This window comes from Burkholderia sp. SRS-W-2-2016 (assembly GCF_001931485.1).
Taxonomy (GTDB): Bacteria; Pseudomonadota; Gammaproteobacteria; order Burkholderiales; family Burkholderiaceae; genus Paraburkholderia.
This window is the reverse complement of record NZ_MSDV01000025.1, coordinates 36,741-55,447: the sequence shown is the minus strand read 5'-3', so window position 1 is coordinate 55,447 and position 18,707 is coordinate 36,741. Positions and strand designations below refer to the sequence as shown.

Below are 18,707 nucleotides of genomic sequence, written 5' to 3'. Positions count from 1 at the left end.
GATAAGGATATGTCGAGATTCAACGGACTATGGCAACGCGGCGCGCGCTGCTGCTTCGCAGTACTGCTGATCATGGCCGGCGGCGCGCTGCCGGCCGCCGCGTGGGCGGCCACCGGCTGCTACAAGATCACCGGCCGCACCACGTCGACGACATCGGGTTCCTACACCGACGCGAACCTGGTCGTCGGCAGCTGGAGCGGTTCGACCGACACGTCGGGCGCGAATGCCTATCCGATGACGGTCAACGTCAATACGCCGCCGTTCGTGCCGGATGGCACGCTGCTCGGCTCCGGAGTGTCGGCGGTGTACAACCTCGGCAACAACGGGGTGGGTTCGTACAGCCCCGAACGGGTGCTGTTTCGCTGCTCGCCGGATGCCGCCGGCACGATGTACGAGTACTTCGCGACCAATGGCGACAGCACCTACGCGGGCGCCACCGACATCAGCGGCACCTCGGGGATTCCGGGCACCTACACCAGCTATTACAAGGGCATCGTCTCGCGCGTGACCAACGTCACGACTGGCCAGTACGTGACGCGCTACTACCAGGCGCGCGCGCTGACGGGACTCGACACCGACAGCCAGGGCTGGTTTCTCGTCAAGGCGAAGAACTTCAGTCAGTACCGGCTCGAACTGTTTCAGTGCTCGGCCTGCAATAGCGGTTCGAGTTCGGGCACCGGCAAATGGGGCCAGTCGCAGCCGATGGCCTATGTCGCGTTCAAGGGCGGCGCGAGCGGCAGCCTGATTTCGTCGGGGCTGTCTGTCGGCGCGGACTCGAAGAGCGTGTATTCCGGCTGGTACGGCTCGTGGCCCGGCTCGATCAATCCGTACGGCAACGTGATCGTGCGACGCGCGGCGACCTGCGCGGTACTGAACACCACGCCGACGATCCTGTTTCCGACCATGACGATCTCCCGTCTGCAGGCGGGCGAATCGGTGCAGCGGCCGATCACGATCCGGGTGGAGTGTCAGAGCACCACGCCGTCGGGGCTGTCGTCGTTCGTCAGCGGCACCGCGGCGAATCAGACCGCGCTCGGTATTCTCGCGGCGCCCGGCAATGCGCAGAGCGCGACTAGCGAAGGCCTGACGACGAGCGGCACCGGCGTGACCTATCTGCTGTCCGACGGCTACGGCAGCGACCCCAGCGTGGCGACCGGCGTTGGCGTCGCGTTGTCGCGACCGGGCGGCAGCGCGCTCAATCTGCTGACCAACCAGTACGTGACGACCGGCGGCGCGGCCGACGGCTGGGACCCGGTGCTCAACGATGCGACGCAAACCGGTTCGAGCAGTACGACGAAGACCTACACGCGCAATATCATGGCGACGTTCAAGTCGTTCAAATCGAACGTCACTGCGGGGCGTTATAACGCGACCGCGCAGGTGATCGTACGGGTGCAGTGAACGTGATGAAAGCGATGATTTCTGTGGGGCGGGGCGGATTCAACCGCTTCGTTCGTCTAGGCCGCGCGCTGCTGCTGGCCATCCCGCTCGCGGGCACGATCGCGCCCGCGTTTGCCGGCGTCACGCCGGAAGTGTCGCGCGTGATCGTGCACGCTAAGGAAAACGAAACATCGGTACAGCTGTTCAACCTGAACGACTATCCGGTGCTCGTGCAGGCGTGGGTCGACGACGGCGCGATCGACTCGGTGCCGCAGGACGCGAAAGCGCCGATCATCGCGTTGCCGCCGATCTTCCGCATGAACCGCGGCGAGCAGACCAGCCTGCGACTGCTCAACACCGGCATGCCGTTGCCGGCCGACCGCGAGTCGCTGTTCTGGCTCAACCTGTACGAGATTCCGGCCACGCGCGCCAACGAAGCACCCGACGCGCAACAGGTGACCGTGATGATGCGCACCCAGTTGAAGGTGTTCGTGCGTCCCGACGGTCTGCGCGAGCAGGCGGACGCGCTGCCGGGGCGGCTGGAATTTTCCGCGCACGGCACGGATCGGCTGCGGCTCGATATCTATAACCCGACGCCGTATCACGCGACGTTCGGCAAGATCCACGCGAAGCTGGCCGGTGCCGACGAGGCGTTGCCGGTCGAGATGCTGGCTCCGCTGAGCCGCACGTCGGTGGTGTTCGACAAGCTCCACGGCGTGCCCGGCGACGACGTGGAGATCGCTTTCGCGCTGATCGACGACGACGGTAATCCGGTCGGCGGCGAGCGGCGGTTGAAGCTCGCCGCTGCCGGTCAGTGACCGGCGCGGCTTCCTGCCACCTTCCATCGACACACCTCCCGGCCTCGGCCGGCGGCGCAGCCTCAAGCACCAGGCACTCGAAAACTATCTGTCTACCGACGCCCCGCGCACCAGCACGCAGCTGACGCTGGTCGTGGACGTCGCGACCGGCTATCTGCAGCCCGCGACAGGTCCGCTGATCCACCGATTCTCCGCGCGATACCGTGCAATTCGGCTCGCCGTGTTCTACGCTATGCGGGGCTCGCGCATCGGGCTGTATCGCGACGAGCCGCAAACGATCTCCGATAACAACTCAGGAAGCGTGGCCATGACAAGCGAAACGAAAGATTCGGTGGACCGACGAGGCTTCATGAAAACCGCGATTGCGCTGGTCGGCGCGACCTCCGCGCTCGCGACCCAGGCCGGCACCGCCTATGCGCAGCAGCAGGGCGCGAACGCGCCGGCCGCGGGCGCGGCGCCCGGCGGCACAGCGGGCACGGCCGGCACCGTCTACACCGGCGACGTGATCGACGGCAAGAAGGTGATCAGCGCGCTCGACGTCAACGACCTGCCGCCCGGCACGACGCACAAGTTCTATTTCCAGGGCGTGCAGATGCCGACCGGCCAGCACTGGTACGTGTCGGTGGTCGTCGTGCGCGGCGCGAAGCCGGGCAAGCGCGTCACGTTCGTGAGCGGCGTGCACGGCGACGAAATCAGCCCGGTCCATACGATCCACAGCGTGCTCGCGCAGCTCGACCCGGCGAAGATGTCGGGCACCGTGCTGGCGGTGCTCGACGTGTCGCGTCCCGCGCTCGAATCGATGGAGCGGCGCTGGCCGAATTCGGGCCGCGGCATCGACCTGATCGACATCAATCGCGAATGGCCGGGCAACGAGAACGGGCCGAGCGCGCCGAGCCGCCATGCCGGTCTGCTGTTCAACCGGCTGCTGCGCCCGAACACCGACTACGCGCTCGATTTCCATACCGGCACGACCGGCATGGAGGTCACCTCGTTCAACCTCGCGCGGATGGAATTGCCCGAAGTGCGCGCGATAGCCGGGCTGTTTCCGATCCGGCAGATCTTCGACAACCCCGCATACCCGACCCTGCTCGCGAACGCGCTGATCAACGTCGGGATTCCGGCGATCACGCCGGAGATCGGCGCCGCGCGCGTGCTCGATCTGCAGATGATTCCGCTGTTCGTCGAAGGCACGCTGAACGTGCTGAAACGCTATGGCGTGATCGCCGGACCGATGGGGCGCACCGGCGCGGACGTCGGGATTTTCGTCGGCAATAGCGGGCATGCGGTGATGAGCACGCATGGCGGCTTCGTCGAGTTGCTGGTGAAGCTGAACGACCACGTTACGGCCAACCAGAAGGTCGCGATCCAACGCAATACCTTCGGCGAGGTGGTCGCCGAATATACGGCCGGGGTCGCCGGCGAGGTGGCCGGGCTGCGCACCGATGCGACCGCCGAGCCCGGCATTCCGCTCGTGATGATTCTTTATCAGAGTGCCGGGCACGAGCAGCCGCAGGACTATGTGGAGTGATGTAGTCCGGCGCGCCGGCGCCTGGCAACGCGCCCGTTAACACGCGGTCACCCCGCGCTTCCTTCCCGCATCAGCGCCGGCCGCGCGGCCGGCGCTGTGATCTCTGCTCCGCCGCTATCCGTCAGACCGCCTGTCTGACGCGACCTTTTATCAACTCCCTGTGAGAAAAAATCGCAGCGACCGGGTGTTTACGCCTATGTCGTCGCGCGTGCTCACGATGGTCTACTCATCACACCAGTTAGGCCATCCAGCATAGCGGGAGGACACGTGAACGTTACAGATCCGGCGGCCATCGAACGGTCGGCCATTCGTAAGGTGTCGTGGCGACTCGTGCCGTTCGTCGCCCTGATGTTCTTCATCAACTTTCTCGACCGGACCGCGATCTCGTTCGCGGGGCCCAACGGGATGAGCAAGGATCTCGGCCTGAGCGCCGCGCAGTTCGGGCTCGCGGCGGGCGTGTTCTTCATCGGTTACATCGTGCTGGAGATTCCCAGCAATCTGGCGCTGCACAAGTTCGGCGCGCGGCGTTGGCTGGCCCGCATCATGGTCACCTGGGGCGTCGTCGCGTTGCTGTTCACGTGGGTGAGCAGCGTCAACGGTCTGTATGCGCTGCGCTTTCTGCTCGGCGTCGCCGAAGCGGGCTTTTTCCCCGGCGCGATCCTGTTTCTCAGCATGTGGGTGCCGGCCCGGCATCGCAGCCATATCCTCGCGCTGTTCTATCTCGCGCAGCCGCTGACGATCGTGATCGGCGCGCCGGTCGCCGCGCTGCTGATCGACGCGCACGGTCTGTTCGGCCTCGCCGGCTGGCGCATCATGTTCTTCGGCGTCGCGATTCCGGCGATTCTGGTCGGCGTGATCGCGTGGTTCTATCTGACCGACAAGCCGTCGCAGGCGAAGTGGCTGTCGGCCGCCGAGCGCGACTGGCTCACCGGCGAGCTGGCCGCCGAGGAACAGCGCAAGGTCGCGAAAGGCGCGCTCGTGCAGCACGCCAGTCCATTCGCAGCCCTGACTAATGGCCGCGTATGGCTGTTCTCGCTGATGTACTTCGGCCTGATCTATGGCCTCTATGCGCTGGCGTTCTTCCTGCCGACGATCATCGGCGGCTTCGAGACGCGCTTCGGCACCCACTTCAACGTATTCCAGAAGGGCCTGATTACCGCGATCCCGTATCTGCCCGCGGCGATCGTGCTGTTTCTGTGGAGCCGCGATGCGACCCGGCGCGGCGTGCGCTCGTGGCACATCTCGGTGCCGGCGCTGATCGGCGCGGTGAGCGTGCCACTCGCGCTGCAGATGGGCTCGCCCACTGCGAGCATCGCGATCATCACTGTCACCGCCTGCGCGATCTTCGCCGCGCTGCCCAATTTCTGGGCGCTGCCCGCGCGTTTCCTGTCGGGCGCGGGGGCCGCGGCTGGCATCGCGCTGATCAATACGGTCGGCAATATCGCGGGTTTCGTCGCGCCGTACGTCACCGGCATCGCGAAGGATGTGAGCGGCTCGTATCAACTGCCGATGCTGATCGTCGGCGCGATGATGCTGATGTCCGCCGTGCTCGCGCTGGCGCTCGGCCGCACCAGCAGCCGCGCCGCGCTGGAGCCGGCGCAGGCGCATTGAGATTGACGTGAATCACGGTGCCGGAGCCGCGGCTTCCGGCGCACCTCGACAACTGAAGGAGACACAGGATGAAAGAGAAAATCGCGTTGTTCGGCGCGGGCGGCAAGATGGGCGTGCGGCTGTCGAATAACCTGCTGAAGTCGGACTACCGGGTCGCGCACGTCGAGCCGGGCGCGGCCGGGCAGAAGCGTCTGAAGGACGAACTGGGCCTCGACGTGGTGTCGGCCGACGCCGCGCTCGACGGCGCCGACGTCGTGATCCTCGCGGTGCCCGATACGCTGATCGGCAAGCTCAGCCATGAAATCGCGCCGAAGCTGCGGCCCGGCACGATGGTGATGACGCTCGACGCGGCCGCGCCGTTCGCCGGCCATCTACCCGATCGCAAGGACCTCACGTACTTCGTCGCGCATCCGTGCCATCCGGTCATCTTCAACTACGACACCGACGAGAAATCGCTGCACGACCACTTCGGTGGCGCGCATGCGAAGCAGTCGATCGTCAGCGCGCTGATGCAGGGGCCGGAGGAAGCGTTCGATCTCGGCGAAGCGGTCGCGAAAGTGATCTACGCGCCGATCCTGCGTTCGTATCGTTTGAGCGTCGATCAGATGGCGATTCTTGAACCCGGTCTGTCGGAAACGATCTGCGCGACGCTGCTGTACGTGATGCGCGAGGCGATGGACGAAACGGTGAAGCGCGGCGTGCCGGAGCAGGCCGCGCGCGACTTCCTGCTCGGCCATATGAACATTCTGGCCGCGGTGATCTTCAACGAGATTCCGGGCGCGTTCTCCGATGCGTGCAACAAGGCGATCGAGTTCGGCAAGCCGCGGCTGATGCGCGACGACTGGAAGAACGTGTTCGATCGCGCGGAGATTGCCGAAAGCATTCGCCGTATTACCTGAGCGTTGCGCCGGAGTCCTGACCAATGACCGAAGCCACCGCCGCGCACTGGCCCGACGGCCTGCTGCTCGCATACTACGGCGACGATTTCACCGGCTCGACCGACGCGATGGAAGCGCTGAGCGCGGCCGGCGTGCCGACGCTGCTGTGCCTCGACGCACCGACGCCCGAGCTGCTCGCGCGCTTTCCAGGCGTGCGCTGCGTGGGCCTTGCCGGATCGTCGCGCGGGCGCAGTCCGCAATGGATGGACGACGCGCTGCCGCGCGCGTTCGCAAGTCTCGCCGCGCTCGGCGCGCCGATCCTGCAATACAAGGTCTGCTCGACGTTCGATTCGTCGCCGGAGACCGGCTCGATCGGCCGCGCGATCGATCTCGGCGTCAAGCAGATGCCGGGCCGGTGGTCGCCGATGGTGATCGGCGCGCCGCGGCTGAAGCGCTACCAGGCGTTCGGCAATCTGTTCGCGGCGGTCGACGGGACCGGCTACCGGCTCGACCGCCATCCGACCATGTCGCGCCATCCGGTCACGCCGATGAACGAAGCGGACCTGCGGATGCATCTGGCGCGGCAGACCCAACGTGAGATCGGTCTGATCGACTTCGTGCAGCTCGCGTCGCCGGAGGCGGCCGACGCGAAACTCAATGCGCTGATGCACGACGACCCGCCGGTCGTCATGATCGATGTGCTCGACGAAGCATCGCTCGCGGCCGCCGGGCGGCTCGTGTGGGAGCAGCGCGGCGCGGGCGTGTTCACCGCGTCGTCGTCGGGCTTGCAGTATGCGTTGGCCGCGCATTGGCGCGCGCTGGGACTCGTGCCCGCGACGCCTTCCTTGCCGGTGGCCGCCCCAGTCGATGCAATCGCCGCGGTCAGCGGCAGCTGTTCGCCGGTGACGGCCGGGCAGATTCGTTGGGCGCGCGAGAACGGCTTCAAGGTCGAGCGTCTCGATCTGCGCCGCGCGCTCGACGCCGACACCCGCGAGGCCGAGGTGGAACGCACGGTACAACTAAGCATCGATGCGCTGTCGCGCGGCCAAAGCGCGCTGGTATTTAGCGCCGAGGGCCCGGACGACGCCGACGTACTCGGCTTCGACGAGATCGCCGCGAGCGCGCGGCTCACACGTTCGGAGGCCGCGCGGCGCGTCGGCGAAGCGCTCGCCGACGTGATGCTGCGGATCCTCGAACGCACGCAAGTGGAGCGCGTGGTGGTGGCCGGCGGCGACAGTTCCGGCGAAGTCGCGAGCCGGCTCGGCATCGCGGCGTTGAGCGTCGCGGCGGGGATGGCGCCCGGCGCGCCGCTGTGCCGCGCATGGTCCGACCAGCCGGCGCGCGACGGTCTGGAGATCGTTCTGAAGGGCGGCCAGATCGGCGCGGCGTCGTTCTTCGGCGCGGTCCGCGCGGGGCGGCTTCTGGAATAATGGCGCTTTCTTCGACGCGAGTCATTGACGCGAGCAACAGGCATGGCCGAAACGATTCAGCGGCGCAAGCTGTACCAGGAAGTGCTGGACCGGCTGATGGAGCGCATCCAGTCGGGCGCGGTCGCGCCCGGCGAGCAACTGCCGTCCGAGCGCGAACTGATGGAAACCTACGGCGTGGGCCGGCCGGCGATCCGCGAGGCGCTGCAAACGCTGGAGCGCGCGGGCATCGTCGAAATTGCGCACGGGGAGCGCGCGCGGGTCGTCGTGCCGACCGCGCAAAGTCTGATCGCGCAGATCGCGGTCGGCACGATGCATCTGCTGCGCACGCAGCCGGACATGCTCGATCATCTGAAAGCGGCGCGGCTCTTTCTCGAAACCGGCACCGCGCGGATGGCGGCCGGCTGCGCGAGCGACGCCGATATCGACCGCCTGCGCGCGCGGGTCGACGCGCAGCGCGCGGCGCTCGACGATCGCGATGCGTTTGTCGAATGCGATATGGCGTTTCATCGGGAGATCGCGGCGATCAGCGGCAATCCGATCTATCCGTCGATCGTCGAATCGATTTTCCGCTGGGCCGCCGAATACTACCGGCCGATGGTTCGCGCACCCGGCGCCGAGCAACTGACGCTCGCGGAGCACGAGCGGATCGTCGAGGCGATCGCGAGCCACGACGGCGAGGCCGCCGCGCAGGCGATGCACGCGCATCTGAGCCGCGCGAATACGTTGTATGGGAAGCTGATTCTTTCGTAATCCGGACGATGCGGGTCCGGGGTTCAACCCGGCACCTGCAAGCGTGCCGCGTCGCTTGTCGCCTCGCTTGCCGCCGCGTTTTCGGTGCTCGCCAGAAACGCGGTCATCTCCTTCAGACTCTCGTTCATCTCAGCGGTCAGCCACTGCTCCAGCTGCTTGACCTCCGCATGCGCGCGCAGATGCGGCGCGACCCACAGCACCAGCTGACGCGGCCCGCGCACGAAGCCGAATGGCGCGCACAGCTTGCCGGAAATCAGATCGTTCATCACCAGCATCTGCGGCACGAGCGCGATGCCGAGCCCGCACACGGCCGCCTGAATCAGCAGATAGAAGTGATCGTACGCGCCGGCCGCTTCCTGCGGCACCGCGTCGAGCCCGGTCGCGGCGAACCAGTCGGACCACGCTTCGGGTCGCGTTCTGGTGGACAGCAACGCCGCGCGTTCGAGGTCGCGCGGCGTTGCAAGACCGTGCTGCTGCGCATACGCGGGCGAACACACCGGGCCGATCCATTCGTCCATCAGTTGGCGCGTGATCGCGTCTTTGGGCGGCTCGATCGTATTCGCGCGAATCGCGACGCTGATCTTGTCGCGCACGAAATCGATCTGGTCGTAGTTCATGTTGAACTGCAATTCGGTCTGCGGATAACGCTGATGAAAACCCGCGATGCGCGGAATCAGCCAGTACATCATCACCGACGCCGAACACGACAGCGTCAGCGGCTCGGGCTTCAGTTGCTCGATGCTGGCGTCGATCAGATTGAACGCGGCGGTGAGCCCTTCGGCGAGGCGCGCGCCTTCGGGCGTCGGATCGGATGCCTGCGCGGAGCGCACGATCAGCGTGAGCCCGAGCGTTTCTTCGAGCGCCTTGATCTGCCGGCTGATCGCGCCGTGCGTCACGCACAGTTCGTGCGCGGCGAGCGTCATGCTGCGCAGCCGGGCGACGGCTTCGAATGCGCGCAATGCGTTCAGGGAGGGGCGTGGGGTGTGCATGAATGTCTCCTTGGGCGGGCTTGCAGCCGGCCTCGGCGGGTCCCGCTAGCGTATGAGATTTTCTCACAGCCCGGCGAGAACAAATCGATTGTCCCGCCGTGGCGCTGTGACTAAAGTGCAGACAGCTCTGATCGACAAGGAACCCATCGTGACCGAACGCATCCACGCGACCTACTGGCTGGAAACCGGCGTCGACCCGCACCAGGCCGCCGACGTGATCGCCGGCGAGCAGTCGAGCGGCACCTTCGTCGCGCTGCCCAACGAGACGCCGGAACTGAAGGCGCGCTCCGGCGCGCGGGTCGAGCGGCTGGAGGTGCTCGGGCATAGCGATACGCCGAGTCTGAGCGGCGCGGCACAGTCGCAGCGCTACACGCAGTGCATGCTCGAGTTGTCGTGGCCGATCGAAAACTTCGGCGCGTCGCTGCCGAATCTGATGTCGACGATTGCCGGCAATCTGTTCGAACTGCGCCAGGTATCGGGACTGCGTCTGAAGGATCTGCAACTGCCGGCGTCGTTCGCGGCCGCGTATCCGGGCCCCGCGTTCGGTATCGACGGCACGCGCAAGCTGTCCGGCGTCGAACGCGGTCCGCTGATCGGCACGATCATCAAGCCGAGCGTCGGGCTCTCGCCCGAGGAAACCGCCGAGCAGGTGAAGGAGCTGGTCGCGGGCGGCATCGATTTCATCAAGGACGACGAACTACAGGGCGACGGCCCGCATTGCCCGTTCGACGAGCGCGTGCGCGCGGTGATGCGGGTCGTCAACGATCACGCGCAGCGCACCGGCAAGAAAGTGATGGTCGCGTTCAACCTGACCGGCGAGCTCGATCAGATGAAGCGCCGCCACGACCTCGTGCTCGAACACGGCGGCACCTGCGTGATGGCGGTGCTCAATTCGGTCGGGCTCGTCGGTCTCACCGAATTGCGCCGCCATAGCCAGTTGCCGATTCATGCGCATCGCGCGGGCTGGGGTTATCTGACGCGCTGTGAAGCGCTCGGCTGGGACTACGCGCCGTGGCAAAAAATCTGGCGTCTGGCGGGCGCCGATCATCTGCACGTGAACGGCCTGCGCAACAAGTTCAGCGAACCGGACGACAGCGTGATCGCGGCCGCGCGCGCGGTGCTCGCGCCGGCACTGGACGCCGCGCCGATGCGCGCGATGCCGGTGTTCAGTTCGGGCCAGACCGGATTGCAGGCGGCCGACACGTATGCGGCAATCGGCTGCGCGGATCTGATCCATACAGCGGGCGGCGGCATCTTCGGTCATCCGCAAGGGGTGGCTGCCGGTGTCGAGGCGTTGCGCGAAGCGTGGGTCGCGGCGATCGAAGGGGTGCCGCTCGCGCGTCACGCCGAACGCAATCGCGCGCTGGCCGGCGCGCTCGAATTCTGGAAGTGACAGGAACAGCAGGATGCAGTGCATGACGTAGCTGGACCCGATAACGAAACACATAGGAGACAGATCATGAAAGCATCGAAGCGCTTGTTCGCCATCGCGTTGACCACGCTCGCGGTCGTCGGTACGACCAGCGCGCACGCGGCCGGCCTGATCGCCATCATCACCCCGTCGCACGACAATCCGTTCTTCAAGGCCGAAGCCGATACCGCCGATGCGCGCGCGAAAGCGCTCGGCTACAACACGATCGTGCTGGTCCACGACGACGACGCGAACAAGCAGTCGCAACTCGTCGACACCGCGATCGCGCGCGGCGCGAAGGCGATCGTGCTCGACAACGCCGGTTCCGAGGCGTCGATCTCCGTGGTCAAGAAGGCGAAGGACGCGGGCATTCCGTCGTTCCTGATCGACCGCGAAATCAACGCGACCGGCATCGCGGTCTCGCAGATCGTGTCGAACAACTATCAGGGCGCGCAGCTCGGCGGCCGCGCGTTCGTGAAGGCGCTCGGCGAGAAGGGCAACTACGTCGAGCTGGTCGGGCGCGAATCCGACATCAATGCGGGGATTCGCTCGAAGGGCTATCACGACGTGATCGACCAGTTTCCGAATCTGAAGATGGTCGAGCGGCAATCGGCGAACTGGAGCCAGACCGAAGCGTACCGGGTGATGGAGACGATCCTGCAAAGCCATCCGGACATCAAGGGCGTGATTGCCGGCAACGACACGATGGCGATGGGCGCATCGGCCGCGCTGAAAGCGGCGAAGCGCCCGGACGTGATCGTGGTCGGCTTCGACGGCAGCAACGACGTGCGCGACGCGATCAAGCGCGACGAAATCCGCGCGACCGTGTTGCAGCCGGCCGCGCAGGCCGCCAACGAAGCGGTCGAACAGGCCGACAAGTATCTGAAGACCGGCTCGACCGGCAAGCCCGAAAAGCAGCTGATCAACTGCTCGCTGATCACCAAGGCGAACGCCGGCAAGCTCGACATGTTCGCGCTGCGCTGATCGCCGGCCACCGCGCGCGGGCCGGGGGGCCTTCGCGCGGCGCGGCGGGCTTTTCAACCGGTGTGGCATGAGGTGAACCATGAGAGGTTGCATCTGCGGCGTGCTCGTCGTGATCGCGATGAGCGGCCCACTGGCCGGCTGCAAGCTGGTCAAGCACGACGCTCAGGCGTCCAAACAATCGCGCGATGGATATGCGTCGGCCGGCTTCGATCCGAATGCGATGGTCGCGTCGATGTGGGCGACGAAGATCGTCCCCGATGTCGAGAAGCGCGCGACCGACTATCCGGCGCTGCGCGACGCGATCGGCGCGGACGCCGACGCGGCGGGCCGCAAATACGGCTATCGCGGCAAGGACGACAGCGCGCCGTGGAATTTCCCGACCAAAGTACACGGCAAGATCGTCGAAGTCGATACGCAGTCGAGCCAGGGGACCATCGGCATCGACGTGGACGGCGACGGCAAGGTCGACGTGGTCGTCGATATCGGTCCGACCGTGCTCGGCACCACGCTGCGCGACTCGCTCGACTTCATCTCGTTCGAGAGCTTTCGCAATCAGATCGAATACGCGCAGTTCGGCACCGCGCTCAATAGCTATGCGGCTACGCACGTGATGAAGCCGCTGCCGCGCGACGGCCTGAAGGGCAAGGAAGTGACGGTGACCGGCGCGTTCTCATACGACTCGTCGGCCGAGCAGCCCGAAGTCGTGCCGCTCGCGATCGCGCTCGGAGACAAGCCATGAGCGCGACACCGGTGAAGGACGAAGTGATCCTGCAGGTCGAAGCGGTAACCAAGGTCTACCCGGGCACGATCGCGCTGAAAGAAGCGAACTTCGCGGTGCGGCGCGCGGCCGTGAACGTGCTGGTCGGCGAGAACGGCGCGGGCAAGTCCACACTGATGAAGATCATCGCCGGCGCCGAGAAGCCGACCTCGGGGCGATTGATACTCGACGGCGAGCCGATCGAACTCGAAAGCAGCGCGCATGCGTTGCAAAAAGGCATCGGCATCGTCTATCAGGAACTCAATCTCTTTCCGAACCTGTCGATCGCGGAGAACGTGTTCATCGCGCACGAGATCACCCGCGCGGGCGTGCATATCGATATCGATGCGCAGCGGCGTCGCGTGCGCGAACTGCTCACGCGTCTCGAACTCGATCTGAGTCCGGACACGCTGGTCGAGGATCTGCGCATCGGCCAGCAGCAACTGATCGAAATCGCGAAGGCGCTCGCGCACGACGCGCGTGTGCTGATTCTCGACGAACCGACCTCGGCGCTGAGCGCGGCCGAAGTCGAGGTGCTGTTCCGCGTGATCGCCGAACTCAAAGCGCAGGGCGTCGCGATCGTCTACATCTCGCACCGGCTCGAAGAGCTGATCCGGATCGGCGACTACATCACGGTGCTGCGCGACGGCCGCATCACCGGCCAGCAGCCGATGGCGCAAGTGGACGTGCCGTGGATCGTGCGCCAGATGGTGGGCCGCGATACCAAGGACTTCTCACGACCGATCGGCCACGCGCGCGGCGGCGAAGTGCTGTGCGTGCGCGATGTAACCCTGCCGGGCAAGACCCACGGCTTTACCGTCGATCGTGTGTCGCTGACGCTGCATGCGGGCGAAATCGTCGGTATTTACGGGCTGATGGGCGCGGGCCGCTCCGAATTGTTCGAATGCATTCTCGGCTGCCACCCGCAGGCGAGCGGCGAAGTCGTGCTCAACGGCAAGCCGTTGCAGGGCAAACCGGTCGCGGGCCGGGTCGCGGCCGGCATCGCGTTGATTCCCGAGGACCGCAAGACCGATGCGCTGCTGCCGGTGCTGTCGATCGGCGAGAACATGACGATCGCGAGCCTCGCCGAATTCGCGCGCGGCTTTCATATCAACGCCGAGCGCGAACAGAAATCGATCGGCCAGTACATCCGCGAACTCGCGATCAAGGTCGCCGACTGGCGGCTGCCGGTCAGCTCGCTGTCGGGCGGCAACCAGCAGAAGGTGGTGATCGCGCGGGCGCTGATGACCACGCCGACCGTGCTGCTGATGGACGAACCGAGTCGCGGGATCGACGTCGGCGCGAAGGCGGACATCTTCAAGGTGATGCGCGATCTGGCCGTCAAAGGGCTCGGCATTCTATTCGTTACGTCGGATCTGGAAGAGGTGATGGCGCTCTCCGACCGCATTCTGGTGATGTCGAACGGGCGGCTGACCGCCGAGTTCGACGCCGCCCATGCGACGCAGGACGCACTGGTCGCCGCGTCGGCGATCGGCCATCGCAGCGCGCACGCGAGCGCATCCACCGACACAATCACTGCATGAGGGAGAACCGGATGGCGATCATCATGAAGGGCGAGGCACCGGGCGCGAGTCTGAGCGAGGCGCCTTTGCTGTTGCTGTTGAAACTGCGCACGTTCATCGCGTTGTTCGCGGTGGTGATTTTCTTTTCGTTCGCCGCGCACAATTTTCTGAGCTGGGAGAACCTGCTGATCATGTCGCGCCACGTCGCGCTCAATGCGTTTCTCGCGATCGGCATGACGTTCGTGATCGTCGCGGGCGGGATCGATCTGTCGGTGGGCTCGATCGTCGGGTTGTCGGGGATGGTGGCCGGCGGGCTGCTCCTGAATGGCATTCCGCTCGGCAACGAATACACGCTGTTTCTGAGCGTGCCGGAGGTGATCGTCGTCGCGTTGCTCTCCGGCGTCGCGGTCGGCGCGATCAACGGGCTGCTGATTACTCGCCTGAACGTCGCGCCGTTCATCGCGACGCTCGGCACGCTGTATATCGCGCGCGGCGCCGCGCTGCTGTCGTCGGGCGGCCAGACGTTTCCGAATCTGACCGGCAATCCGGACTATGGGACCACCGGTTTTCCGGTGCTTGGTTCGGCGACGATCGCCGGAATTCCGTTGACGATCTGGCTGCTGGTCGCGGTCGGCGCGCTGGCCGCGTATATCGCCGGGCGCACGCCGCTCGGCCGGCAGATCTACGCGGTCGGCAGCAACGAGCGCGCCGCGCAACTGTCCGGCGTGCGGGTCAATCGCGTGAAGATGTTCGTCTATATGTTCTCCGGCCTGTGCGCGGCGATCGTCGGCCTGATCATCGCGTCGGAGCTGGTCGCGTCGCATCCGATGAGCGGCGAAACCTTCGAGCTGAACGCGATCGCCGCGGCCGTGCTCGGCGGCACGTCGATGTCCGGCGGGCGCGGCAAGATCGGCGGCACGATCATCGGCGCGTTTGTGATCGGGATTCTGTCGGACGGGCTCGTGATGATGGGCGTCAGCGCGTTCTGGCAGACGGTGATCAAGGGCGTGGTGATCGTCGCGGCGGTGGTCGTCGATCAGATCCAGCGGCGCGTGCAGCAGCGCTTCGCGTTGCAGAAGCAGGCGGCGACGGGGGCGTGAGCGATGCGGGCAGCGGCGCGGGCAGCGATGCGTATGGCGGGCGGAAAAATCATTCATAAGGAGAGCGGAACGTGTTCAAAGGCGCGCTGATCGGCTGCGGTTTCTTCTCGCGTAACCATTTGCACGCGTGGCGCGGTATCGACGGCGCGCGCATCGTCGCGCTGTGCGACGCGGACGAAACGCGGCTTCATGCGGCCGGGCGCGAGTTCGGGATCGAGCGGCTGTATACGGATGCCGCGCGGATGCTGGAAACCGAGCAGCTCGATTTCGTCGATATCGCGACCACGGTGGCGAGCCACCGGCCGCTGGTCGAGCTTGCGGCGCGCGCGCGAGTCGCGGTGATCTGCCAGAAGCCGTTCGCGCGCTCGCTCGACGATGCCCGCGCGATGGTCGACGCGTGCCGCGCGGCGAACGTGCCGCTGATGGTGCACGAAAACTTCCGCTGGCAAAGCGCGATCCAGGCGGTCGGCGCGGCGTTGCGGCGCGGCGAGATCGGCCAGCCGTTCTGGGGCCGAGTGTCGTTTCGCTCGGGCTTCGACGTATTCAGCGGCCAGCCGTATCTGGCCGAGGGCGAGCGCTTTATCGTCGAGGATCTTGGCATTCATGTGCTCGATATCGCGCGCTTTCTGTTCGGCGATGTGACGCGGCTCTACGCGAGCACTGCACGCGTGAATCCGGCGATCAACGGCGAGGATGTCGCGACGGTCATGCTGACTCACGGGCCGGGCGTGACCAGTATCGTCGATTGTAGTTACGCGACGCGGCTGCCGCGCGAGCTGTTTCCGCAGACGCTGATCGAGGTGGATGGCTCGGCCGGTACGCTGCGGCTGTTCGCCGATTACCGCTTGCAGATTCATAGCGCGGCGGGCACCGAAACGCGCGACGCGACGCCGCCGCCGCTCGCGTGGGCGAGCGCGCCGTGGGAGGCGATCCAGGGCAGTGTCGCGAGCATTCAGGCGCATTGGGTCGAGTGCCTGCGCGGCGGTGTCGAGCCGGCGACCAGCGGGCGCGACAATCTCGCGACGCTGGCGCTGGTCGAGGCAACGTATCTGTCGGCGCGCGAAGGGCGCAGCGTCGAGATGACGGAGCTGCTCAGCGCCGGCACGCGGGAGGCGCGATGAGTGCGGAGCTCGCGGTCCTGCGCTACGGCACCACACAAACCAACGAAGCGGAGCGTTGCCTGCGGGCCGGCCCGTGGTCGGCGCTGCTGGTCGATGGCGCGTTGCGCGAGATCCGCTATCGCGGTGTCGAAGTGATCCGCTCGGTTGCGTTTCTCGTGCGCGACAAGGATTGGGGCACCTGTCGGCCGCTGCTGGACGGCGTCCAACTGAACGAGGACGAACACGGCTTTCGGATCGCGTATCGCGCGCAATGCGCGAATCCAGATGGCGATACTCTGGACTACGATTTATCGATCGTCTGCGCGGCCGATGGCGCGCTGCGCTTCGACGCATCGGTGACCCCGCGCGACGCGTTTCTGACCGCGCGCTGCGGCTTCTGCGTACTGCATCCGATCGACGGCGTAGCGGGTGCGCCCGCGCGAGTCGAACATGGTGACGGCACGCAGGAGCACGCGGCGTTTCCTGAATTGATCGATCCGTGGCAGCCGTTCATGGACATCCGCGCGATCGAGCACGATCTGGCCAGTGGGCTCACTGTGCGCTGCGCGTTCGCCGGCGACGTGTTCGAGATGGAGGATCAGCGCAACTGGTCCGATGCGTCGTTCAAGACGTATTCGCGGCCGCTCGCGCTGCCGTGGCCTTATACGCTCGAAGCGGGGGCCACGCTGGGGCAGAGCGTGACGCTGAGTGTCGCTGAGCGCGGCGGGGCGCTTCAGGGCCTGGCTTATGCGCCGTCGCTTCCCACACGGAACGATCTCGCGACGATCACCGTCGATCTCGCTCGGGAAGCGCCAGAAGCAATGCCCGCGCTCGGCATCGCGATTGCCGCAAACGAAATCGACGCGGCGCTCGCGCATCCGGAACTGCTGGCCGAACTGGCTCCGCAACAACTCACGTTGAGCTTCGATCCGCTCGCGGGCCACGGCCTCGCAGAATTGCGCAAATTCGCCGCGTTGCAGCGGCAGGCCAATGTCGCCGCCGTGCTCGAATACGCGCTGCCCGGCATCGACGAACCGCGCCGCGAACTCGACGCGCTGGCCGCGCTGATCGAGGCCGCAAAACTGCGGCTCACAGGCATCGTGGTCAGTCCGTCCGTGCATCGGCAGTCGAATCCGCCGGGCAGCGTCAGCCCGCCGTGTCCCGCGCTCGACGACGTCTATCGCGCCGCGCGCGCCGCCTTTCCCGCGCTCAGGATCGGCGGCGGGATGCTCAGCTATTTCACCGAACTCAATCGCAAGCGTCCGCCGCTGGAGTTGGTCGATTGGGTCACCCACGCGACCTGTCCGATCGTCCACGCGGCCGACGATCGCAGCGTGATGCAAACGCTCGAAGCGATCCCGCACATCACGCGCTCGTGCCGCGCGCTGATCGGCGCGCAACCTTATGCGATCGGTCCGGTGTCGATCGGCATGCGACAGAACCCGTACGGCTCGCGGGTGATGCCTAATCCGCAGCGCGAACGGATTGCGATGGCCGGCTGCGATTCGCGTCAGAGCGCGCTGTTCGGCGCCGCGTGGCTGGCCGGTTACGCGGCGGCGCTCAAGGGCGCGCGGGTCGAGACGTTGACGCTCGGCGCGTTGACCGGGGAGCGCGGGCTTGCGGATGTGACGGCGGGCGCAGGCGTGACGCGCTATCCGCTGTATGAAGTCGCGAGCTCGCTGGCCGCAATCGCGGGTTGGGAAAGGCTCACTGTGACAGCGGCGGAGGGCAGCGGAATCGCTTGCGTAGCCGCGCGCGATGTGAAGGGCCGCCTACGCGTGATGATCGCGAATCTGACTGAGCGCACCCAGTGCGTTCGCCTGCAATTGCAAGGCTGCGACGCGCCTTTCACCGCGGTTATCGTTGATGAAGAAACGCTGCGCGCTGCGGCGCGCGTGGAGGATGTCATGGCCGTGTCCACGCGCGTCGAGCATGCGCAAGCGCTCACGCTCCGTCCGTACGCGTGCGCGTTTGCCGATGCAACTGGCGCGCCGGCCTCGGCCTGACCTGGACGCCGCGCCCACCGGTCAGCACTCAGGCTCGCGGCGCATAGACGTTGCACCAGCCGTCGGCCGCAACGGCTTTGCCCGCGAACATCGGGCACGGTCCCGCCGCATCGGCTGCCGCGCCGGTGTAGAAGCGGCAGTTCGCGCAGCGCTCGCCCGCGTGGTACTTCGGGAATTTCGCGGTGTCGACGCTGGCGGCCTTCGCGCGATAGCCGAGCGACGCGGCCGCCGGATCGCTTTCATCGACGAGAGGCGCGGCGGCCAGCGCATCGCCGGCGCTTGCGAACGCCGCGCACAGTCCGGCGGCCTGGAGAAGAAAGGTTCTGCGATTGCGGGAGATCATCTTGTCGTCCTGGGTGATGTCGTTGCGATGCCGCGAGCGAAGGACGCGGGTGTCGATACCGCGTTCCCGTCGCGCTGCACGGCGCCGTAAAGCAGTGCG

16 protein-coding genes are annotated in these 18,707 nt (G+C 66.3%); 14 read left to right on the top strand and 2 right to left on the bottom strand.

Going from position 1 to position 18,707, the window contains the following annotated elements; all coding sequences use genetic code 11:
• Positions 1-9: 9 nt before the first annotated feature.
• From BTH42_RS12645 to BTH42_RS12615, 7 genes are all read left to right on the top strand, one after another.
• A complete protein-coding gene (locus tag BTH42_RS12645; RefSeq protein WP_083654766.1) occupies positions 10-1,401 on the top strand; it encodes a fimbrial protein in 1,392 nt (463 codons plus the stop codon).
• 5 nt (positions 1,402-1,406) lie between these two features.
• The gene (locus tag BTH42_RS12640; protein ID WP_256701998.1) at positions 1,407-2,198 is read left to right on the top strand and encodes a molecular chaperone; all 792 of its coding nucleotides are present in this window, start codon (positions 1,407-1,409) and stop codon (positions 2,196-2,198) included.
• Positions 2,199-2,547: 349 nt separating this feature from the next.
• Positions 2,548-3,726: a succinylglutamate desuccinylase/aspartoacylase family protein gene (locus tag BTH42_RS12635; RefSeq protein WP_218642007.1), complete on the top strand. Its 1,179-nt coding sequence runs from the start codon at positions 2,548-2,550 to the stop codon at positions 3,724-3,726.
• 348 nt (positions 3,727-4,074) lie between these two features.
• Positions 4,075-5,337 carry an MFS transporter gene (locus BTH42_RS12630; protein ID WP_083654769.1) on the top strand — a complete coding sequence of 421 codons (1,263 nt, stop codon included), beginning with the start codon at positions 4,075-4,077 and terminating at the stop codon, positions 5,335-5,337.
• Positions 5,338-5,405: 68 nt separating this feature from the next.
• Positions 5,406-6,236 carry a phosphogluconate dehydrogenase C-terminal domain-containing protein gene (locus BTH42_RS12625; RefSeq protein ID WP_075299689.1) on the top strand — a complete coding sequence of 277 codons (831 nt, stop codon included), beginning with the start codon at positions 5,406-5,408 and terminating at the stop codon, positions 6,234-6,236.
• 23 nt (positions 6,237-6,259) lie between these two features.
• On the top strand, positions 6,260-7,645 hold the full coding sequence (gene oiaK / locus BTH42_RS12620; protein ID WP_075299687.1) for a 3-oxo-isoapionate kinase OiaK: 1,386 nt from the start codon (positions 6,260-6,262) through the stop codon (positions 7,643-7,645).
• Between the two features lie 42 nt (positions 7,646-7,687).
• Positions 7,688-8,395 carry a transcriptional regulator NanR gene (locus tag BTH42_RS12615; RefSeq protein ID WP_075299685.1) on the top strand — a complete coding sequence of 236 codons (708 nt, stop codon included), beginning with the start codon at positions 7,688-7,690 and terminating at the stop codon, positions 8,393-8,395.
• 23 nt (positions 8,396-8,418) lie between these two features.
• Here the strand turns inward: BTH42_RS12615 and BTH42_RS12610 are convergent, their stop codons facing one another.
• Positions 8,419-9,384: a LysR substrate-binding domain-containing protein gene (locus BTH42_RS12610; protein WP_075299682.1), complete on the bottom strand. Its 966-nt coding sequence runs from the start codon at positions 9,382-9,384 to the stop codon at positions 8,419-8,421.
• A gap of 148 nt (positions 9,385-9,532) precedes the next feature.
• Here BTH42_RS12610 and BTH42_RS12605 point away from each other — a divergent pair, with 148 nt between their 5' ends.
• From BTH42_RS12605 to BTH42_RS12575, 7 genes are all read left to right on the top strand, one after another.
• Entirely contained in the window at positions 9,533-10,777 is a 1,245-nt protein-coding gene (locus BTH42_RS12605) for a ribulose-bisphosphate carboxylase large subunit family protein (RefSeq protein WP_075299713.1), read from the top strand.
• Between the two features lie 66 nt (positions 10,778-10,843).
• Positions 10,844-11,779: a D-ribose ABC transporter substrate-binding protein gene (locus BTH42_RS12600; RefSeq protein ID WP_075299680.1), complete on the top strand. Its 936-nt coding sequence runs from the start codon at positions 10,844-10,846 to the stop codon at positions 11,777-11,779.
• A 79-nt stretch (positions 11,780-11,858) separates the two neighbouring features.
• Complete coding sequence (locus BTH42_RS12595) at positions 11,859-12,518, top strand: DUF2291 family protein (RefSeq protein ID WP_075299678.1); 660 nt, start codon at positions 11,859-11,861, stop codon at positions 12,516-12,518.
• On the top strand, positions 12,515-14,080 hold the full coding sequence (locus BTH42_RS12590; protein WP_075299676.1) for a sugar ABC transporter ATP-binding protein: 1,566 nt from the start codon (positions 12,515-12,517) through the stop codon (positions 14,078-14,080). Before BTH42_RS12595 ends, BTH42_RS12590 begins: the two co-directional genes overlap by 4 nt.
• 11 nt (positions 14,081-14,091) lie before the next feature.
• Entirely contained in the window at positions 14,092-15,159 is a 1,068-nt protein-coding gene (locus BTH42_RS12585; RefSeq protein WP_075299674.1) for an ABC transporter permease, read from the top strand.
• Between the two features lie 71 nt (positions 15,160-15,230).
• Positions 15,231-16,280 (top strand): Gfo/Idh/MocA family protein, encoded by a 1,050-nt coding sequence (locus BTH42_RS12580; protein WP_075299672.1) that lies wholly within the window; start codon positions 15,231-15,233, stop codon positions 16,278-16,280.
• Positions 16,277-18,265, top strand: coding sequence for a hypothetical protein (locus BTH42_RS12575; RefSeq protein WP_075299670.1), 1,989 nt, complete (start codon positions 16,277-16,279; stop codon positions 18,263-18,265). The genes BTH42_RS12580 and BTH42_RS12575 overlap by 4 nt, the downstream gene beginning before the upstream one ends.
• A 28-nt stretch (positions 18,266-18,293) precedes the next feature.
• On the opposite strand, the gene BTH42_RS12570 is transcribed toward BTH42_RS12575, so the two are convergent.
• Positions 18,294-18,608: a high-potential iron-sulfur protein gene (locus BTH42_RS12570; RefSeq protein ID WP_075299668.1), complete on the bottom strand. Its 315-nt coding sequence runs from the start codon at positions 18,606-18,608 to the stop codon at positions 18,294-18,296.
• Positions 18,609-18,707: the final 99 nt, after the last annotated feature.